The organism is Streptomyces sp. NPDC003379, from assembly GCF_053589195.1.
In genome coordinates, this window is sequence record NZ_JBSFRK010000031.1 from 57,750 (window position 1) to 73,017 (window position 15,268).

Here is a 15,268-nt window from a genome sequence, read left to right on the forward strand (position 1 = left end):
TGGTGAACGCGGTGTTCCGGGGTTCATATCAGCCAGTGATACGGCGACCGATGCCGAAAGAAGGTCTGAGAGAATTGGCCATGTGATCTCTCGAATCGATCTGCGCGGCGACGCCCTCCCCGAGGGCCCCGCCCTGCGCGCCCTGCTGCCCCGTGCCGACTTCGACGTCGCGGCCGCCCTGGAGAAGGTGCGGCCGATCTGCGAGGACGTGCATCATCGCGGCGACGCGGCGCTGATCGAGTACGCGGAGAAATTCGACGGCGTGCGCCTGGACCAGGTCCGGGTGCCCGCGGCGGCGCTGGCCGAGGCCCTGACCGCTCTCGACCCCGGCGTGCGCGAGGCCCTGGAGGAGTCGATCCGCCGGGCCCGTCTCGTCCACCGCGCGCAGCGCCGTACGACGCACACGACCCAGGTCGTGCCCGGCGGTTCGGTGACCGAGAAGTGGGTGCCGGTCGACCGGGTCGGGCTGTACGCGCCCGGCGGCCGGTCCGTGTACCCGTCCTCCGTGATCATGAACGTCGTCCCGGCTCAGGAGGCCGGGGTGGAGTCGATCGCCCTCGCCTCCCCGGCGCAGGCCGAGTTCGGCGGTCTGCCGCACCCGACGATCCTCGCCGCGTGCGCGCTGCTCGGTGTCGACGAGGTGTACGCGGCCGGCGGCGCCACCGCCGTCGCGATGTTCGCGTACGGCACCGAGTCCTGCCCGCCCGCCAACATGGTGACCGGCCCCGGCAACATCTGGGTCGCCGCCGCCAAGCGCTACTTCACCGGCAGGATCGGCATCGACGCCGAGGCAGGACCGACCGAGATCGCGGTCCTCGCAGACGACACCGCCGACCCGGCGCACGTCGCGTCCGACCTGATCAGCCAGGCCGAGCACGACCCGCTCGCGGCCGCCGTCCTCGTCACGGACTCCGTGGCGCTCGCGGACGCCGTCGCCAAGGAGCTGGAGCCGCAGGTCGCCGCGACCAAGCACGTCGAGGACCGGATCGTGCCCGCGCTCGAAGGCCGCCAGTCCGCGATCGTCCTGGTCGACGGCCTGGAGGAGGGGCTGCGGGTCGTCGACGCGTACGGCGCCGAGCACCTGGAGATCCAGACCGCCGACGCCGCCGCCGTCGCGGAGCGCGTCAGGAACGCGGGCGCGATCTTCGTCGGGCCCTGGGCGCCGGTCTCCCTCGGCGACTACTGCGCGGGCTCCAACCACGTCCTGCCGACCGGTGGCTGCGCCTGCCACTCCTCGGGCCTGTCCGTCCAGTCGTTCCTGCGCGGCATCCACATCGTCGACTACACGCGCGAGGCGCTCGCCGACGTCGCCCACCACGTGGTGACGCTCGCCGAGGCGGAGGACCTGCCGGCGCACGGCGCGGCGATCAAGGCGAGGTTCGGATGGAAGGTACCGGAGAGCAAGTGACCGACAACGCCTCTTCGTCCCCCTGGGACGAACTTCCCGTCCGCGACGAGCTGCGCGGCAAGTCGCCCTACGGCGCCCCCCAGCTCGACGTACCCGTACGCCTGAACACGAACGAGAATCCCTACCCGCTCCCCGAGCCGCTCGTCGAGCGCATCGCGGAGCGGGTCCGCGAGGCCGCCCGCGACCTCAACCGCTACCCCGACCGGGACGCGGTCGAGCTGCGCACCGAACTGGCCCGCTACCTCACGCGCACCACCGGCCACGAGGTCACCCGTGCCAACGTCTGGGCGGCCAATGGTTCGAACGAGGTCATCCAGCAGCTCCTCCAGACCTTCGGCGGCCCCGGCAGGACGGCCATCGGCTTCGAGCCCTCGTACTCGATGCACGGCCTGATCGCACGCGGCACCGGCACGGCCTGGATCTCGGGGCCGCGCCACGACGACTTCACGATCGACGTGGAGGCGGCGGCGAAGGCCATCGCCGAGAACCAGCCGGACGTCGTCTTCATCACGACGCCCAACAACCCCACGGGCAACGCCGTCCCGGCCGAGACGGTCCTCGCGCTCCACGAAGCCGCGCAGGCCGCCAAGCCGTCGATGGTGGTCGTGGACGAGGCGTACGTCGAGTTCAGCCACGGCGACTCGCTGCTCCCGCTGATCGAGGGGCGGCCGAACCTCGTCATATCGCGGACCATGTCCAAGGCCTTCGGCGCGGCCGGTCTGCGCCTCGGCTATCTCGCCGCCCACCCGGCGGTCGTCGACGCCGTGCAGCTGGTGCGCCTGCCGTACCACCTGTCGGCCGTCACCCAGGCCACGGCGCTCGCCGCTCTGGAGCACACCGACACGCTCCTGAAGTACGTGGAGCAGCTCAAGGCCGAGCGCGACCGCCTCGTCACCGAGCTGCGCGCGATGGGCTACGAGGTGACGGACTCCGACGCGAACTTCGTGCAGTTCGGCAGGTTCCCGGACTCCCACCAGGTGTGGCAGCGGATCCTCGACCGGGGCGTCCTGGTCCGGGACAACGGCGTACCGGGGTGGCTGCGGGTCTCCGCGGGAACCCCCGATGAAAACGACGCGTTCCTCGATGCGGTACGCGAACTCAAGAAGGAGCAGGGCGCATGAGCCGCGTAGGACGGGTCGAACGGACCACTAAGGAGACGTCGGTCGTCGTCGAGATCGATCTCGACGGCACCGGAAAGGTCGATGTGTCGACCGGGGTCGGCTTCTACGACCACATGCTCGACCAGCTCGGCCGCCACGGCATGTTCGACCTCACGGTCAAGACCGAGGGCGACCTGCACATCGACACGCACCACACCATCGAGGACACCGCGCTCGCGCTCGGCGCCGCCTTCAAGCAGGCCCTCGGCGACAAGGTGGGCATCTACCGCTTCGGCAACTGCACGGTCCCGCTCGACGAGTCGCTGGCCCAGGTGACCGTCGACCTGAGCGGCCGCCCGTACCTCGTGCACACCGAGCCCGAGAACATGGCGCCCATGATCGGCTCGTACGACACGACGATGACCCGGCACATCCTGGAGTCCTTCGTCGCGCAGGCGCAGATCGCCCTGCACGTCCACGTGCCGTACGGGCGCAACGCCCACCACATCGTGGAGTGCCAGTTCAAGGCCCTGGCCCGCGCGCTGCGCTACGCCTCGGAGCGCGACACGCGCGCGGCCGGAATCCTTCCCTCCACGAAGGGCGCGCTGTAACCCATGACGGGCCTCACCACCATCCTCATCGTCGTCGGCCTCTTCCTGGCCGGCGGCATCTTCTCCTTCGTCAAGCAGGGGATGCCCAAGAGCCTGATCACGCTGCTGTCCATCGGCGCCGTGATGTGTCTGGCGGCGGGCATCCTGCGGCTCGACTACTGGAACTGACGGGAGGCGTACGAGAGATGAGCACCCCCCAGAACAAGGCTCCCCAGAAGAAGGCCTCCCAGAAGAAGGTCGTCGTCTTCGACTACGGCTTCGGCAACGTCCGCTCCGCCGAGCGCGCCCTCGCGCGCGCGGGAGCCGACGTCGAGATCACGCGCGACTACGACAAGGCCATGAACGCCGACGGCCTGCTCGTGCCCGGCGTCGGCGCCTTCGCCGCCTGCATGCGGGGCCTGAAGGAAGCGCGCGGCGACTGGATCGTCGGACGCCGCCTCGCCGGTGGCCGCCCGGTGATGGGCATCTGCGTGGGCATGCAGATCCTCTTCGCGCGCGGCATCGAGCACGGCGTCGAGACCGAGGGCCTGGACGAGTGGCCCGGCACGGTCGAGCCGCTGAAGGCCGAGATCGTCCCGCACATGGGCTGGAACACCGTCCAGGCATCGGCGGGGTCCACGCTCTTCAAGGGCCTGGACGACGACGCCCGCCTCTACTTCGTGCACTCCTACGCCGTGCACCACTGGTCCCTCGAAGTCGCGAACCCGGCGATGCGCGCCCCGCACGTCACCTGGTCCACGCACGGCGAGCCCTTCGTCGCGGCCGTCGAGAACGGCGCCCTGAGCGCCACGCAGTTCCACCCCGAGAAGTCCGGCGACGCCGGCGCCCAGCTCCTCACCAACTGGATCGGAACCCTGTGAGCACCCTCGAACTCCTTCCCGCCGTCGACGTCCGCGACGGCCAGGCCGTACGCCTCGTCCACGGCGAGTCCGGCTCGGAGACCTCCTACGGCTCCCCGCTGGAGGCCGCCCTCGCCTGGCAGCGGTCGGGCGCCGAGTGGCTGCACCTGGTGGACCTGGACGCGGCCTTCGGCACCGGTGACAACCGCGAGCTGATCGCCCAGGTCGCGGGCGCCATGGACATCAAGGTCGAGCTGTCCGGCGGCATCCGCGACGACGCCACGCTGGCCGCCGCGCTCGCCACCGGCTGCACCCGCGTCAACCTCGGCACCGCCGCCCTGGAGACCCCCGAGTGGGTCGCCAAGGTCATCGCCGAGCACGGCGACAAGATCGCGGTCGGTCTCGACGTACGCGGCACGACGCTGCGCGGCCGCGGCTGGACCCGCGACGGCGGCGACCTCTACGAGACCCTGGAGCGCCTCGACTCCGAGGGCTGCGCGCGCTACGTGGTCACGGACATCGCCAAGGACGGCACGCTCCAGGGCCCCAACCTGGAGCTGCTGCGCAACGTGTGCGCGGCGACGGACCGCCCGGTGGTCGCCTCCGGCGGGGTGAGCAGCCTGGACGACCTGCGCGCCATCGCCGAGCTTGTCCCGCTCGGCGTCGAGGGCGCCATCGTCGGCAAGGCGCTGTACGCGAAGGCGTTCACGCTGGAGGAAGCACTGGAGGCCGTGTCTCGATGAGTGGCGTACGACGAGTGCAGAGCGGCAGCCCGTGGGAGGAGACCTTCGGCTTCGCGCGGGCCGTCGAGGCGGGCGACCGGGTCGTGGTCGGCGGCACCACGTCCTTCAAGGGCGACATCCTGTACGGCGAGGGCGACCCCTACGAACAGACGCGGGTCGCCATGGCCAACGCGCTGGAGGCGATCGCCGAGTTCGGGCTCGGCCCCGAGTCCGTGATCGCCGTGCGTCTCCTCATCACCCACGCGCGGGATGTCGACGCGGTGGGACGTGCGCACAAGGAGGTCTTCGACGCCGTGCGCCCGGTGATGACCCTGGTGGTCGTCTCCGGATTCGTCGACTCGCGCCTCCTCGTCGAAGTGGAGCTGGAAGCCTTCCGAGGAGCCCCCGCATGACCCTCTCCGTACGCGTCATCCCCTGCCTCGACGTGGACAACGGCCGCGTCGTCAAGGGCGTCAACTTCCAGAACCTGCGCGACGCGGGCGACCCCGTCGAGATGGCCAAGGTGTACGACGCCGAGGGCGCCGACGAGCTGACCTTCCTGGACATCACCGCCTCGTCCGGCAACCGCGAGACGACGTACGACGTGGTCCGCCGCACCGCCGAGCAGGTCTTCATCCCGCTCACGGTCGGCGGCGGCGTACGCGCCGCCGAGGACGTCGACAAGCTGCTGCGCGCCGGCGCGGACAAGGTCGGCGTGAACACGGCGGCGATCGCCCGCCCCGACCTGATCCGCGAGATCGCCGAGCGCTTCGGCCGCCAGGTCCTCGTCCTCTCGGTGGACGCGCGGCGCACGCCGTCCGGCTCCTTCGAGGTGACGACCCACGGCGGCCGCGAGTCCGCCGGGATCGACGCCGTCGAATGGGCGCACCGGGCCGCCGAACTCGGCGCGGGCGAGATCCTGCTCAACTCGATGGACGCCGACGGCACCAAGGACGGCTACGACATCGAGATGATCGCGGCCGTACGCAAGCACGTCACGGTCCCCGTCATCGCCTCCGGCGGCGCGGGCCGCCTGGCCCACTTCCCCCCGGCCATCGCGGCGGGCGCGGACGCGGTCCTCGCGGCGTCGGTCTTCCACTTCGGTGATCTGCGGATCGGCGAGGTGAAGGAGACGCTGCGAGAGGCCGGGCACCCGGTGCGGTAGGTCGTCCTCTCTACAGCCCCAGCTGCTTCGTCTCGTGCAGGGCGGCGATCGCGGCCTTGTCCCCCTCCAGGGCCACGTCCGCGACGTCCTGCCTGCCGTAGGCGAACAGCAGCAGCTCCGGGGGCTCGCCCGTCGCCGTCACCACCGGGGTGCCCCGGTGCGCCACCGCCGTCTGGCCGTTCGGGCGGCGCAGGACCAGGCCCACCGGGGCCTTGCGGCCGACCAGACGGGCCGTCCGTTCCAGGCGGGACCACAGGGCGTCGGAGAAGACCGGATCGACGTCGCGCGGGGTCCACTCGGGCCGCGCGCGGCGCACGTCCTCGGTGTGGATGTAGAACTCGACGGCGTTCGACGCCTCGTCCACCTGCTTGAGGTTGAAGGGCGAGAAGCGCGGGGGCCCGGTCCTGATCAGCTGGATCAGCTCTTCGTACGGCTTCGCGGCGAACTCCGCCTGCACCCGCTCCAGGCGCCCCGCGAGCTGCTTGATCAGGATCCCGCCCGCGGCGTCCGCGCGGCGCTCGCGCACCACCACGTGGGCCGCGAGATCGCGGGTCTTCCAGCCCTCGCACAGGGTGGGCGCCTCGGGCCCCTCCGCCTCCAACAGATCGGCGAGGAGAAGTCGTTCGCGCTTCGCATGGGTCGACATGCCCGCAAGCCTACGACCGCCCGCCCGGTCCGGACAGTGGACGCACGCCGGGCGGGCGGCCGGATCGCGGCACAATGGGCGCATGACCAGCGTGCCCCCGCCCAGCAGCGGCCTCGACCCGGAGATCGCCGCGCGCCTCAAGCGCAGCGCCGACGGCCTCCTCCCCGCCATCGCCCAGCAGTACGACACCGGTGAGGTGCTCATGCTCGGCTGGATGGACGACGAGGCGCTGCACCGCACCCTCACCACGGGGCGCTGCACCTACTGGTCCCGCAGCCGCCAGGAGTACTGGGTCAAGGGCGACACCTCCGGGCACTTCCAGTACGTCAAGGAAGTCGCCCTGGACTGTGACGCGGACACCGTCCTCGTCCAGGTCGACCAGGTCGGCGCCGCCTGCCACACGGGCACGCGCACCTGCTTCGACTCCGACGTGCTGCCACTGTCCGGCGTACCGGCACCCGGTCAGTAGGGTCGCTGCCATGGACCTGGAGACCTTCCGCAAGCTCGCCGCCGACCGCCGAGTGATCCCCGTCAGCCGCAAGCTTCTCGCGGACGGCGACACCCCCGTCGGGCTGTACCGAAAGCTCGCCGCCGAACGCCCCGGCACCTTCCTCCTGGAGTCGGCGGAGAACGGCCGCACCTGGTCCCGCTACTCCTTCGTCGGCGTCCGCAGCGCCGCCACCCTCACCGTCCGCGACGGCGAGGCCCACTGGCTCGGCACCCCGCCCGTCGGCGTCCCCACCTCCGGCGACCCGCTCGCCGCGCTGCGCGCCACCGTCGACCTCCTGCACACCCCACGCGACCTGGCAGGTCAACTGCCGCCCTTCACCGGTGGCATGGTCGGCTACCTCGGCTACGACATCGTCCGCCGCCTGGAGAAGATCGGCCCCGGCGAGCGGGACGACCTGCAGCTGCCCGAGCTGACCATGCTGCTCACCAGCGACCTCGCCGTCCTGGACCACTGGGACGGCTCGGTCCTGCTGATCGCCAACGCGATCAACCACAACGACCTGGACACCGGCGTCGACGAGGCGTACGCCGACGCGACCGCCCGGCTCGACGCCATGGAGGCCGACCTCTCGCGCCCCGTCGCCCAGCCCCCGGCCGCCCTCCCGCCCTCCGAGCTGCCGGAGTACACCGCACTGTGGGGCGGCGCGCAGTACCAGGACGCCGTCGAGGACATCAAGGAGCGCATCCGGGCCGGCGAGGCCTTCCAGGTCGTACCCTCGCAGCGCTTCGAAACGCCGTGCGACGCAAGCGCGTTGGACGTGTACAGGGTGCTGCGGGCCACCAACCCGTCGCCGTACATGTACCTCCTGCGCCTCGACGGATTCGACGTCGTCGGCTCGAGCCCCGAAGCCCTCGTCAAGGTCGAGGACGGGCGTGCCATGGTCCACCCCATCGCCGGCACCCGGCACCGCGGCGCCACCCCGCGGGAGGACCAGGCCCTCGCCGACGAACTCCTCGCCGACCCCAAGGAACGCGCCGAGCACCTGATGCTCGTCGACCTCGGCCGCAACGACCTCGGCCGGGTCTGCGAGCCCGGCTCCGTCGAGGTCGTCGACTTCATGTCCATCGAGAAGTACTCCCACGTCATGCACATCGTCTCGACCGTCACCGGACAGGTCGCCCAGGGCCGCACCGCCTTCGACGTGCTCACCGCCTGCTTCCCCGCAGGCACCCTCTCCGGCGCCCCCAAGCCCCGCGCGATGCAGATCATCGACGAACTGGAACCGTCCCGGCGCGGGCTGTACGGCGGCTGCGTCGGCTACCTCGACTTCGCGGGCGACTCCGACACCGCCATCGCCATCCGCACCGCCCTGCTCCGCGACGGCACGGCATACGTGCAGGCGGGCGCCGGGGTCGTCGCCGACTCCGACCCCGTCGCCGAGGACACCGAGTGCCGCAACAAGGCCGCCGCCGTGCTCCGCGCCATCCACACCGCCAACCGCCTGCACGCCCCGGGAAGCCGTGAGGGATAGTGGAGAGGTGACTTCCGCTGTACCACCGCCCCGTACCGACGCCCAGCCCGAGACCCGGGAACAGCGCGGCAGCAGGCGCAGCATCGCCGCCGCGCTGCTCCTCGGCGCCGTCGGCGCGGCCCTCGCCCTGCTCGCCTCCCGCCAGGCCTGGGCCCACGGGACCGCGTCGGTGGCCGGCGGCGACCTGCCCCTGACCGCCAAGGGCAGCGACGTGACGGGCGTGCCCGCGGCCCTCGCGATAGTGGGCCTCGCCGCCCTCGTCGCGGTCTTCGCGGTCCGCCGCTCCGGACGCGCCCTGGTCTCCCTGCTGCTCGCGCTCAGCGGCGCCGGCACCGTGGCCGCGGCCCTGCTCGGCGCGGACGACAGCGCCGCCCTCGACGAGAAGGCCGCCACCGCGTCCGGCGACGCCGCCGCCACCATCGGCGACCTCAGCCACACCGGCTGGCCGTACGCCGCGGCCGCCGCGGGCGTCCTGCTCCTGCTCGCCGGGCTCCTCGCACTCACGTACGGCCGCTCGTGGCCCGCGATGTCCGGACGGTACGAACGCGACGGCTCGCCAAGCCCCCGCAAGGCCCGCCGCGCCCCGGACCCCGAACGGCCCGAGGAACTGTGGAAGGCCCTCGACCGCGGCGAGGACCCGACGCGCGAAGCGTGACCCCGCGCTCAGCACATACGCGCGGGTACGGGACAATGGCCGCGAGCGTCCGACTCGCGGTGGGCGTCCGACCCACCACCACGAAAACAGCAACGAGGAGCAAGTCATGGCGGGCAGCAGCCACGGACACACCCCGGCCGCCTGGACCGGTGTCATCATCGCCTTCATCGGTTTCTGCGTCGCGGGTGCCTTCATGGTGATGGCCAACGTGCCCGGGTTCTGGGCCGGCATGGCGATCATCGTGATCGGCGGCGTCGTGGGCGTCGCCATGCGCGCCGCGGGCCTCGGCCAGAACAAGCGCCGCCCGCAGCGCGAGGCCGCACACTCCGAGAGCTGACGCGCACCGTACGGTCCGCCGTACGAGAATTCGCCGTACGAGAAGAGGCGGTCCCGGCAGCAGCCGGAGCCGCCTCTTTCCGCGTGCGCCCACCGGGCGCCGGCCCCCCGCGCGGGGCAGAATGCACGGGTGACCGCCGAGACCGCCCGGAAGGGCCCGCCCGCCCTCCTGGCCCGTCTGCTCGCGCCGGCCGGTGCGCTCGCCTCCGTCGCCGGGGCCTTCGCGTACGTAGGCGCCGTCGACCCGAACGAGCCCGGCCACTACCCCGCCTGCCCGCTCCTGCGCCTCACCGGCGTCCACTGCCCCGGCTGCGGCGGCCTGCGCAGCGCCCACGCCTTCGTCCACGGCGACCTCACCGCGGCCCTCGGCGCCAACGCGCTCGCCGTCCTCGGATACGGCGTCTTCGCGGCGGTGTGGGCCGTCTGGGTGGTCCAGGCGGTGCGCGGGCGGCCGCTGTGGATCGCGTTGGGCACGGCGCGGCTGTGGGGCGTCGGCGTCCTGGTCGCGGTCTTCACCCTCGTACGCAATCTGCCGTTCGGGGCCTGGCTGCATCCCTGAACGCGGAGGCCGCACGGGTGGTGAATGTCCAGGTCGTGGGATGGGCGTCAACCGGATGCGGGGCCTTCGCCCTGCTGCGGATACCATCGCAGTGACCAGCTTGAACGTCAGCTTCAACCGTCAGGGAAGGGGACCGCTCGCGTGAGTGTGCTCGACGAGATCATCGACGGAGTCCGTGCCGACCTCGCGGAGCGGCAGGCGCGCGTCAGCCTCGACGAGCTCAAGGAACGCGCGGCCAAGGCTCCCGCGGCCAAGGACGGCGTGGCCGCCCTGCGTGGCGACGGCGTGAAGGTCATCTGTGAGGTCAAGCGCTCCAGCCCCTCCAAGGGCGCGCTCGCCGCGATCGCCGACCCCGCCGGGCTCGCCGCCGACTACGAGGCGGGCGGCGCCTCCGTCATCTCCGTGCTCACCGAGGAGCGCCGCTTCGGCGGCTCGCTCGCCGACCTGGAGGCCGTCCGCGCCAAGGTCGACATCCCGGTCCTGCGCAAGGACTTCATCGTCACCTCGTACCAGCTGTGGGAGGCCCGGGCGTACGGCGCCGACCTCGCGCTGCTGATCGTGGCCGCCCTGGACCAGCCCGCCCTGGAGTCCCTCATCGAGCGCGCCCAGTCGATCGGCCTCACGCCGATCGTCGAGGTGCACGACGAGGACGAGGCCGAGCGCGCCGTGGACGCGGGCGCCCGCGTCATCGGCGTCAACGCCCGCGACCTCAAGACCCTCAAGGTCGACCGCACCGTGTTCGAGCGGATCGCCCCCGAGCTGCCGGACAGCGTCGTCAAGATCGCCGAGTCCGGTGTGCGCGGCCCGCACGACCTGATCGCGTACGCCAACGCGGGCGCCGACGCGGTGCTCGTGGGCGAGTCCCTGGTGACCGGCCGCGACCCGAAGGCCGCGGTCTCCGACCTGGTCGCCGCGGGTACGCACCCGGCCCTCCGGCACGGACGGGGCTGACCCTCCGCCATGCCCATCGCCGCCCGCCTCGCCCCCGGCTGCCGCCCGCGCGGCTGCCGGGCGCCCGCGCGGCGTGTGCGGGGCAGGCGGGTGCGGTACCACATCGGTTCGGAGCCGGGCCAGATCCCCGGGATGCGATGGCGACGCGGCGCCTTGTGCGCCGCCGCGAGCTGAAACGCCCCTGAATAGGGGCGCGGGGAACCGCGCGACCAGCCCACGACGGGCCGCGGTCGCCGAGAACCTCGACCGGCAACGGCGTCAAGGCGTGTTCGTGACAGACGTCAACCCAACGCCCCAGCGAGGTATCAGCCATGCCCAGCCAGTTCTTCATTCCGGACCCCGAGGGCCAAGTACCCAGCACCGACGGCTACTTCGGCGCCTTCGGCGGGAAATTCATCCCGGAGGCCCTCGTCGCCGCCGTGGACGAGGTCGCCGTCGAGTACGACAAGGCGAAGAGCGACCCCGCCTTCGCCGCCGAGCTGGACGACCTGCTCGTCCACTACACGGGGAGGCCCAGCAGCCTCACCGAAGTGCCCCGCTTCGCGGAACACGCCGGCGGCGCCCGCGTCTTCCTCAAGCGCGAGGACCTGAACCACACCGGCTCGCACAAGATCAACAACGTGCTGGGCCAGGCCCTGCTCACCAAGCGCATGGGCAAGACCCGCGTCATCGCGGAGACCGGCGCGGGCCAGCACGGCGTCGCCACGGCCACCGCCTGCGCGCTCTTCGGCCTCGAATGCACCATCTACATGGGTGAGATCGACACCGAGCGCCAGGCCCTGAACGTGGCCCGCATGCGCATGCTCGGCGCCGAGGTCATCGCCGTGAAGTCCGGCAGCCGCACCCTCAAGGACGCCATCAACGAGGCGTTCCGCGACTGGGTCGCCAACGTCGACCGCACCCACTACCTGTTCGGGACCGTGGCCGGACCGCACCCGTTCCCCGCCATGGTCCGCGACTTCCACCGCGTCATCGGCGTCGAGGCCAGGCGGCAGATCCTGGAGCGCGCCGGACGGCTGCCCGACGCCGCCGTCGCCTGCGTCGGCGGCGGCTCCAACGCCATCGGCCTCTTCCACGCCTTCATCCCCGACGCCGGTGTACGCCTCATCGGCTGCGAGCCCGCCGGGCACGGCGTCGAGACGGGCGAGCACGCGGCCACGCTCACCGCGGGCGAGCCGGGCATCCTGCACGGCTCCCGCAGTTACGTCCTCCAGGACGAGGAGGGCCAGATCACCGAGCCCTACTCGATCTCGGCGGGCCTGGACTACCCCGGCATCGGCCCCGAGCACGCCTACCTCAAGGACAGCGGCCGCGGCGAGTACCGCGCGGTCACCGACGACGCCGCCATGCGGGCCCTGCGGCTCCTCTCCCGCACCGAGGGCATCATCCCGGCCATCGAGAGCGCCCACGCGCTCGCCGGGGCGCTCGACGTCGGCAAGGAGCTGGGCGAGGACGGGCTGATCGTCATCAACCTCTCCGGGCGCGGCGACAAGGACATGGACACGGCCGCGCGCTACTTCGGCCTGTACGACACGGACGCCGCCGTCGAGGCGGACGCGTCCGCCACCGGCGCGGAGATCATGGGGGACGCCAAGTGAGCGGCAACAAGCAGCTGTTGGACGACACTCTCGCGGCCGCGAAGGCCGAGGGACGCTCGGCGCTCATCGCGTACCTGCCCGCCGGTTTCCCCACCGTCGACGGCGGCATCGCTGCCGTCAAGGCGGCCTTCGACGGCGGCGCGGACGTGGTCGAGGTCGGTCTGCCGCACAGCGACCCGGTGCTCGACGGCCCGGTCATCCAGACCGCCGACGACATCGCCCTGCGCGGCGGCCTCAAGATCCGCGACGTGATGCGGACCGTGCGCGAGGCCCATGAGGCGACCGGCAAGCCGGTGCTCATCATGACGTACTGGAACCCGATCGACCGCTACGGCGTGGAGCGCTTCACCGCCGAGCTGGCCGAGGCGGGCGGCGCCGGGTGCATCCTGCCCGACCTGCCCGTGCAGGAGTCCGAGCTGTGGCGCGAGCACGCCGCGAAGCACGGCCTCGCCACGGTCTTCGTGGTCGCGCCGAGCAGCAAGGACGAGCGGCTCGCCACGATCACGGCGGCGGGCTCCGGCTTCGTGTACGCGGCGTCGCTGATGGGCGTCACCGGCACCCGCGAGTCCGTCGGCGAGCAGGCGCAGGACCTGGTGCGGCGCACCAAGGCCACCACCGACCTGCCGGTCTGCGTGGGCCTCGGCGTCTCCAACGCCCGCCAGGCCGCCGAGGTCGCGGGCTTCGCCGACGGCGTGATCGTCGGCTCCGCCTTCGTACAGCGGATGCTGGACGCGCCGGACGATGCCGCCGGGCTCGCCGCCGTACGCGCCCTCGCCGGTGAGCTGGCCGACGGGGTTCGCGGCAAGGCGTAACTCGTACGGGTGGACCTGGACCAGGGAGGCACGCTCGTGCCTCCCCGGTTCGTTGGCGGAGTGTGAGTGAGAAGAACCGTGAGGGAAAGCGTTCGGCCCGCGAGCGGCTGGCGGAGGAGCGAGAGCGGCAGAAGGGCCGCGACAAGCGGCGCCGGGCGCTGATCGTGGGCGCCGCGGTGGTCGGCGTCCTCGGCCTCGCCACCGTGGTGGGACTGCTCGCCGCCAATTCCGGCGACGACAAGACCGACACCTCGGGCCCGGTGGCCGTCCCCGAGGGGGCGAACGGCAAGGACCGGCTGTCGCTCCCGCTCGGCAAGGACAGCGCCAAGTCGACCCTCACCATCTGGGAGGACTTCCGCTGCCCCGCCTGCAAGCAGTTCGAGGACACCTACCGCACGGTGATCAACGAACTCGCGGGCAAGGGCCTGCTGAAGGTCGAGTACCACCTGGCGACCCTCATCGACGGGAACATGGGCGGCAGCGGCTCCCTGCGCGCGGCCAACGCGGCGGCGTGTGCCCAGGACGCCGGAGAGTTCCCGCCCTACCACGACGTGCTCTTCAAGAACCAGCCTCCGGAGACCGAGGACGCGTACAGCAAGAACAGCAGGCTGATCGAGCTGGCCGCGGAGGTCGACGGGCTCGACACGGACTCCTTCAAGAAGTGCGTCGAGGACGGTACGCACGACAGCTGGGTCGCCAAGTCGAACAAGGCATTCCAGGACGCGAAGCTCCAGGGCACCCCGACCGTGCTGCTCGACGGCAAGAGCATCTTCGGGGACGAGAAGAACCCACTGACCCCGCAGAAGCTGAAGCAGCGCGTGGAGAACGCCGACAAGGGCCGCAGTCCGCAGCCGGGGGCGCCCGTTATGGACCCGTAGCCGGGCTGGTTGCCGCCCCCGCCGCCCGGCACGGTAGCGTCGGACCTGCCATGGACCTTGCCTTCATTCCCAGTCCCTCGCGCGGTGTGGTCGAACTCGGACCCATTCCGCTGCGCGGCTACGCGTTCTGCATCATCATCGGCGTCTTCGTGGCCGTCTGGCTCGGCAACAAGCGGTGGATCGCCCGCGGGGGCCGCTCCGGCACCGTGGCCGACATCGCCGTGTGGGCCGTTCCGTTCGGCCTCGTCGGCGGGCGCCTCTACCACGTGATCACGGACTACCAGCTGTACTTCAGCGAGGGCCGTGACTGGGTGGACGCCTTCAAGATCTGGGAGGGCGGCCTCGGTATCTGGGGCGCGATCGCGCTCGGCGCGGTCGGCGCGTGGATCGGCTGCCGCCGCCGGGGCATCCCGCTGCCGGCCTGGGCCGACGCGCTGGCCCCCGGCATCGCCCTCGCCCAGGCCATCGGCCGCTGGGGCAACTGGTTCAACCAGGAGCTGTACGGCAAGCCCACGGACCTCCCCTGGGCGCTGAAGATCACCTCGGCGGAGGACGGCCGGGTCCCCGGCACCTACCACCCGACCTTCCTGTACGAGTCGCTGTGGTGCGTCGGCGTCGCCGTCCTCGTCATCTGGGCCGACCGCCGCTTCAAGCTCGGGCACGGGCGGGCGTTCGCACTGTACGTCGCCTCGTACTGCGCCGGGCGCGGCTGGATCGAGTACATGCGGGTCGACGACGCGCACCACGTACTTGGCCTGCGCCTGAACGTGTGGACCGCGATCGTGGTCTTCCTGCTGGCGGTGGTCTACCTCGTGGTGTCGGCGAGGACCCGCCCCGGGCGGGAGGAGACCGTGGAGCCGGGTGCCTCCGGCGAGGGTGACAGTGACGGCAGCTCCGTGGAGCTTTCGAAGGCTGACGGTAAGACCTCGCCCTCGGAGGACGCCACCGAGGACGCCACCAAGGACGAGGCCAAGCCCGCCGAGAAGGGCTGAGGCTTCGGCCGCAG

General features: G+C 71.8%; 20 protein-coding genes. 19 read left to right on the forward strand and 1 reads right to left on the reverse strand.

From position 1 onward, the window contains the following. Nucleotides 1-82: 82 nt before the first annotated feature. From hisD to hisF, 8 genes are read left to right on the forward strand one after another with little or no spacing between them, the layout of a single operon-like run. Nucleotides 83-1,408 (forward strand): histidinol dehydrogenase, encoded by a 1,326-nt coding sequence (hisD, locus tag ACWDVB_RS27215; protein ID WP_451517954.1) that lies wholly within the window; start codon nucleotides 83-85, stop codon nucleotides 1,406-1,408. After that, the gene (locus ACWDVB_RS27220; RefSeq protein WP_451517953.1) at nucleotides 1,405-2,529 is read left to right on the forward strand and encodes a histidinol-phosphate transaminase; all 1,125 of its coding nucleotides are present in this window, start codon (nucleotides 1,405-1,407) and stop codon (nucleotides 2,527-2,529) included. The genes hisD and ACWDVB_RS27220 overlap by 4 nt, the downstream gene beginning before the upstream one ends. Continuing rightward, nucleotides 2,526-3,119 (forward strand): imidazoleglycerol-phosphate dehydratase HisB, encoded by a 594-nt coding sequence (hisB, locus tag ACWDVB_RS27225; protein ID WP_451517952.1) that lies wholly within the window; start codon nucleotides 2,526-2,528, stop codon nucleotides 3,117-3,119. The genes ACWDVB_RS27220 and hisB overlap by 4 nt, the downstream gene beginning before the upstream one ends. Before the next feature lie 3 nt (nucleotides 3,120-3,122). After that, on the forward strand, nucleotides 3,123-3,287 hold the full coding sequence (locus ACWDVB_RS27230) for a hypothetical protein (RefSeq protein WP_451517951.1): 165 nt from the start codon (nucleotides 3,123-3,125) through the stop codon (nucleotides 3,285-3,287). Nucleotides 3,288-3,304: 17 nt separating this feature from the next. Continuing rightward, nucleotides 3,305-3,979 (forward strand): imidazole glycerol phosphate synthase subunit HisH, encoded by a 675-nt coding sequence (hisH, locus tag ACWDVB_RS27235; RefSeq protein WP_451517950.1) that lies wholly within the window; start codon nucleotides 3,305-3,307, stop codon nucleotides 3,977-3,979. Beyond that, the gene (gene priA, locus ACWDVB_RS27240) at nucleotides 3,976-4,701 is read left to right on the forward strand and encodes a bifunctional 1-(5-phosphoribosyl)-5-((5-phosphoribosylamino)methylideneamino)imidazole-4-carboxamide isomerase/phosphoribosylanthranilate isomerase PriA (protein ID WP_451517949.1); all 726 of its coding nucleotides are present in this window, start codon (nucleotides 3,976-3,978) and stop codon (nucleotides 4,699-4,701) included. The genes hisH and priA overlap by 4 nt, the downstream gene beginning before the upstream one ends. Continuing rightward, nucleotides 4,698-5,093 carry a RidA family protein gene (locus ACWDVB_RS27245; RefSeq protein WP_451517948.1) on the forward strand — a complete coding sequence of 132 codons (396 nt, stop codon included), beginning with the start codon at nucleotides 4,698-4,700 and terminating at the stop codon, nucleotides 5,091-5,093. The genes priA and ACWDVB_RS27245 overlap by 4 nt, the downstream gene beginning before the upstream one ends. Next, nucleotides 5,090-5,845, forward strand: coding sequence for an imidazole glycerol phosphate synthase subunit HisF (gene hisF / locus ACWDVB_RS27250; RefSeq protein ID WP_451517947.1), 756 nt, complete (start codon nucleotides 5,090-5,092; stop codon nucleotides 5,843-5,845). Before ACWDVB_RS27245 ends, hisF begins: the two co-directional genes overlap by 4 nt. Nucleotides 5,846-5,855: 10 nt before the next feature. Here hisF and ACWDVB_RS27255 read toward each other — a convergent pair whose 3' ends face one another. Continuing rightward, complete coding sequence (locus tag ACWDVB_RS27255) at nucleotides 5,856-6,491, reverse strand: TIGR03085 family metal-binding protein (protein ID WP_451517946.1); 636 nt, start codon at nucleotides 6,489-6,491, stop codon at nucleotides 5,856-5,858. Nucleotides 6,492-6,573: 82 nt separating this feature from the next. On the opposite strand from ACWDVB_RS27255, the gene hisI reads away from it, so the two are divergent. The 11 genes from hisI to lgt all read left to right on the forward strand — a co-directional run bounded on the left by hisI (nucleotide 6,574) and on the right by lgt (nucleotide 15,254). After that, complete coding sequence (gene hisI, locus ACWDVB_RS27260; RefSeq protein WP_223774093.1) at nucleotides 6,574-6,960, forward strand: phosphoribosyl-AMP cyclohydrolase; 387 nt, start codon at nucleotides 6,574-6,576, stop codon at nucleotides 6,958-6,960. Nucleotides 6,961-6,970: 10 nt separating this feature from the next. Next, nucleotides 6,971-8,473, forward strand: a complete 1,503-nt coding sequence (locus tag ACWDVB_RS27265) for an anthranilate synthase component I (protein ID WP_451517945.1) — start codon at nucleotides 6,971-6,973, stop codon at nucleotides 8,471-8,473. A gap of 7 nt (nucleotides 8,474-8,480) precedes the next feature. Then, nucleotides 8,481-9,128 carry a TIGR02234 family membrane protein gene (locus ACWDVB_RS27270; protein WP_451517944.1) on the forward strand — a complete coding sequence of 216 codons (648 nt, stop codon included), beginning with the start codon at nucleotides 8,481-8,483 and terminating at the stop codon, nucleotides 9,126-9,128. A gap of 106 nt (nucleotides 9,129-9,234) precedes the next feature. Beyond that, on the forward strand, nucleotides 9,235-9,465 hold the full coding sequence (locus tag ACWDVB_RS27275; RefSeq protein WP_451517943.1) for an HGxxPAAW family protein: 231 nt from the start codon (nucleotides 9,235-9,237) through the stop codon (nucleotides 9,463-9,465). 129 nt (nucleotides 9,466-9,594) lie between these two features. Continuing rightward, on the forward strand, nucleotides 9,595-10,023 hold the full coding sequence (locus ACWDVB_RS27280) for a DUF2752 domain-containing protein (RefSeq protein WP_451517942.1): 429 nt from the start codon (nucleotides 9,595-9,597) through the stop codon (nucleotides 10,021-10,023). A gap of 141 nt (nucleotides 10,024-10,164) precedes the next feature. After that, nucleotides 10,165-10,974 carry an indole-3-glycerol phosphate synthase TrpC gene (gene trpC, locus ACWDVB_RS27285; RefSeq protein ID WP_451517941.1) on the forward strand — a complete coding sequence of 270 codons (810 nt, stop codon included), beginning with the start codon at nucleotides 10,165-10,167 and terminating at the stop codon, nucleotides 10,972-10,974. A gap of 9 nt (nucleotides 10,975-10,983) precedes the next feature. Further along, on the forward strand, nucleotides 10,984-11,148 hold the full coding sequence (gene trpM, locus ACWDVB_RS27290) for a tryptophan biosynthesis modulator TrpM (protein WP_451517940.1): 165 nt from the start codon (nucleotides 10,984-10,986) through the stop codon (nucleotides 11,146-11,148). Between the two features lie 137 nt (nucleotides 11,149-11,285). Then, nucleotides 11,286-12,572, forward strand: a complete 1,287-nt coding sequence (gene trpB, locus ACWDVB_RS27295) for a tryptophan synthase subunit beta (RefSeq protein WP_451517939.1) — start codon at nucleotides 11,286-11,288, stop codon at nucleotides 12,570-12,572. After that, entirely contained in the window at nucleotides 12,569-13,384 is an 816-nt protein-coding gene (gene trpA, locus ACWDVB_RS27300) for a tryptophan synthase subunit alpha (RefSeq protein WP_451517938.1), read from the forward strand. Before trpB ends, trpA begins: the two co-directional genes overlap by 4 nt. A 62-nt stretch (nucleotides 13,385-13,446) precedes the next feature. Next, nucleotides 13,447-14,262: a DsbA family protein gene (locus ACWDVB_RS27305; RefSeq protein WP_451517937.1), complete on the forward strand. Its 816-nt coding sequence runs from the start codon at nucleotides 13,447-13,449 to the stop codon at nucleotides 14,260-14,262. A gap of 50 nt (nucleotides 14,263-14,312) precedes the next feature. Beyond that, entirely contained in the window at nucleotides 14,313-15,254 is a 942-nt protein-coding gene (lgt, locus tag ACWDVB_RS27310; protein WP_451517936.1) for a prolipoprotein diacylglyceryl transferase, read from the forward strand. Nucleotides 15,255-15,268 lie beyond the last annotated feature (14 nt).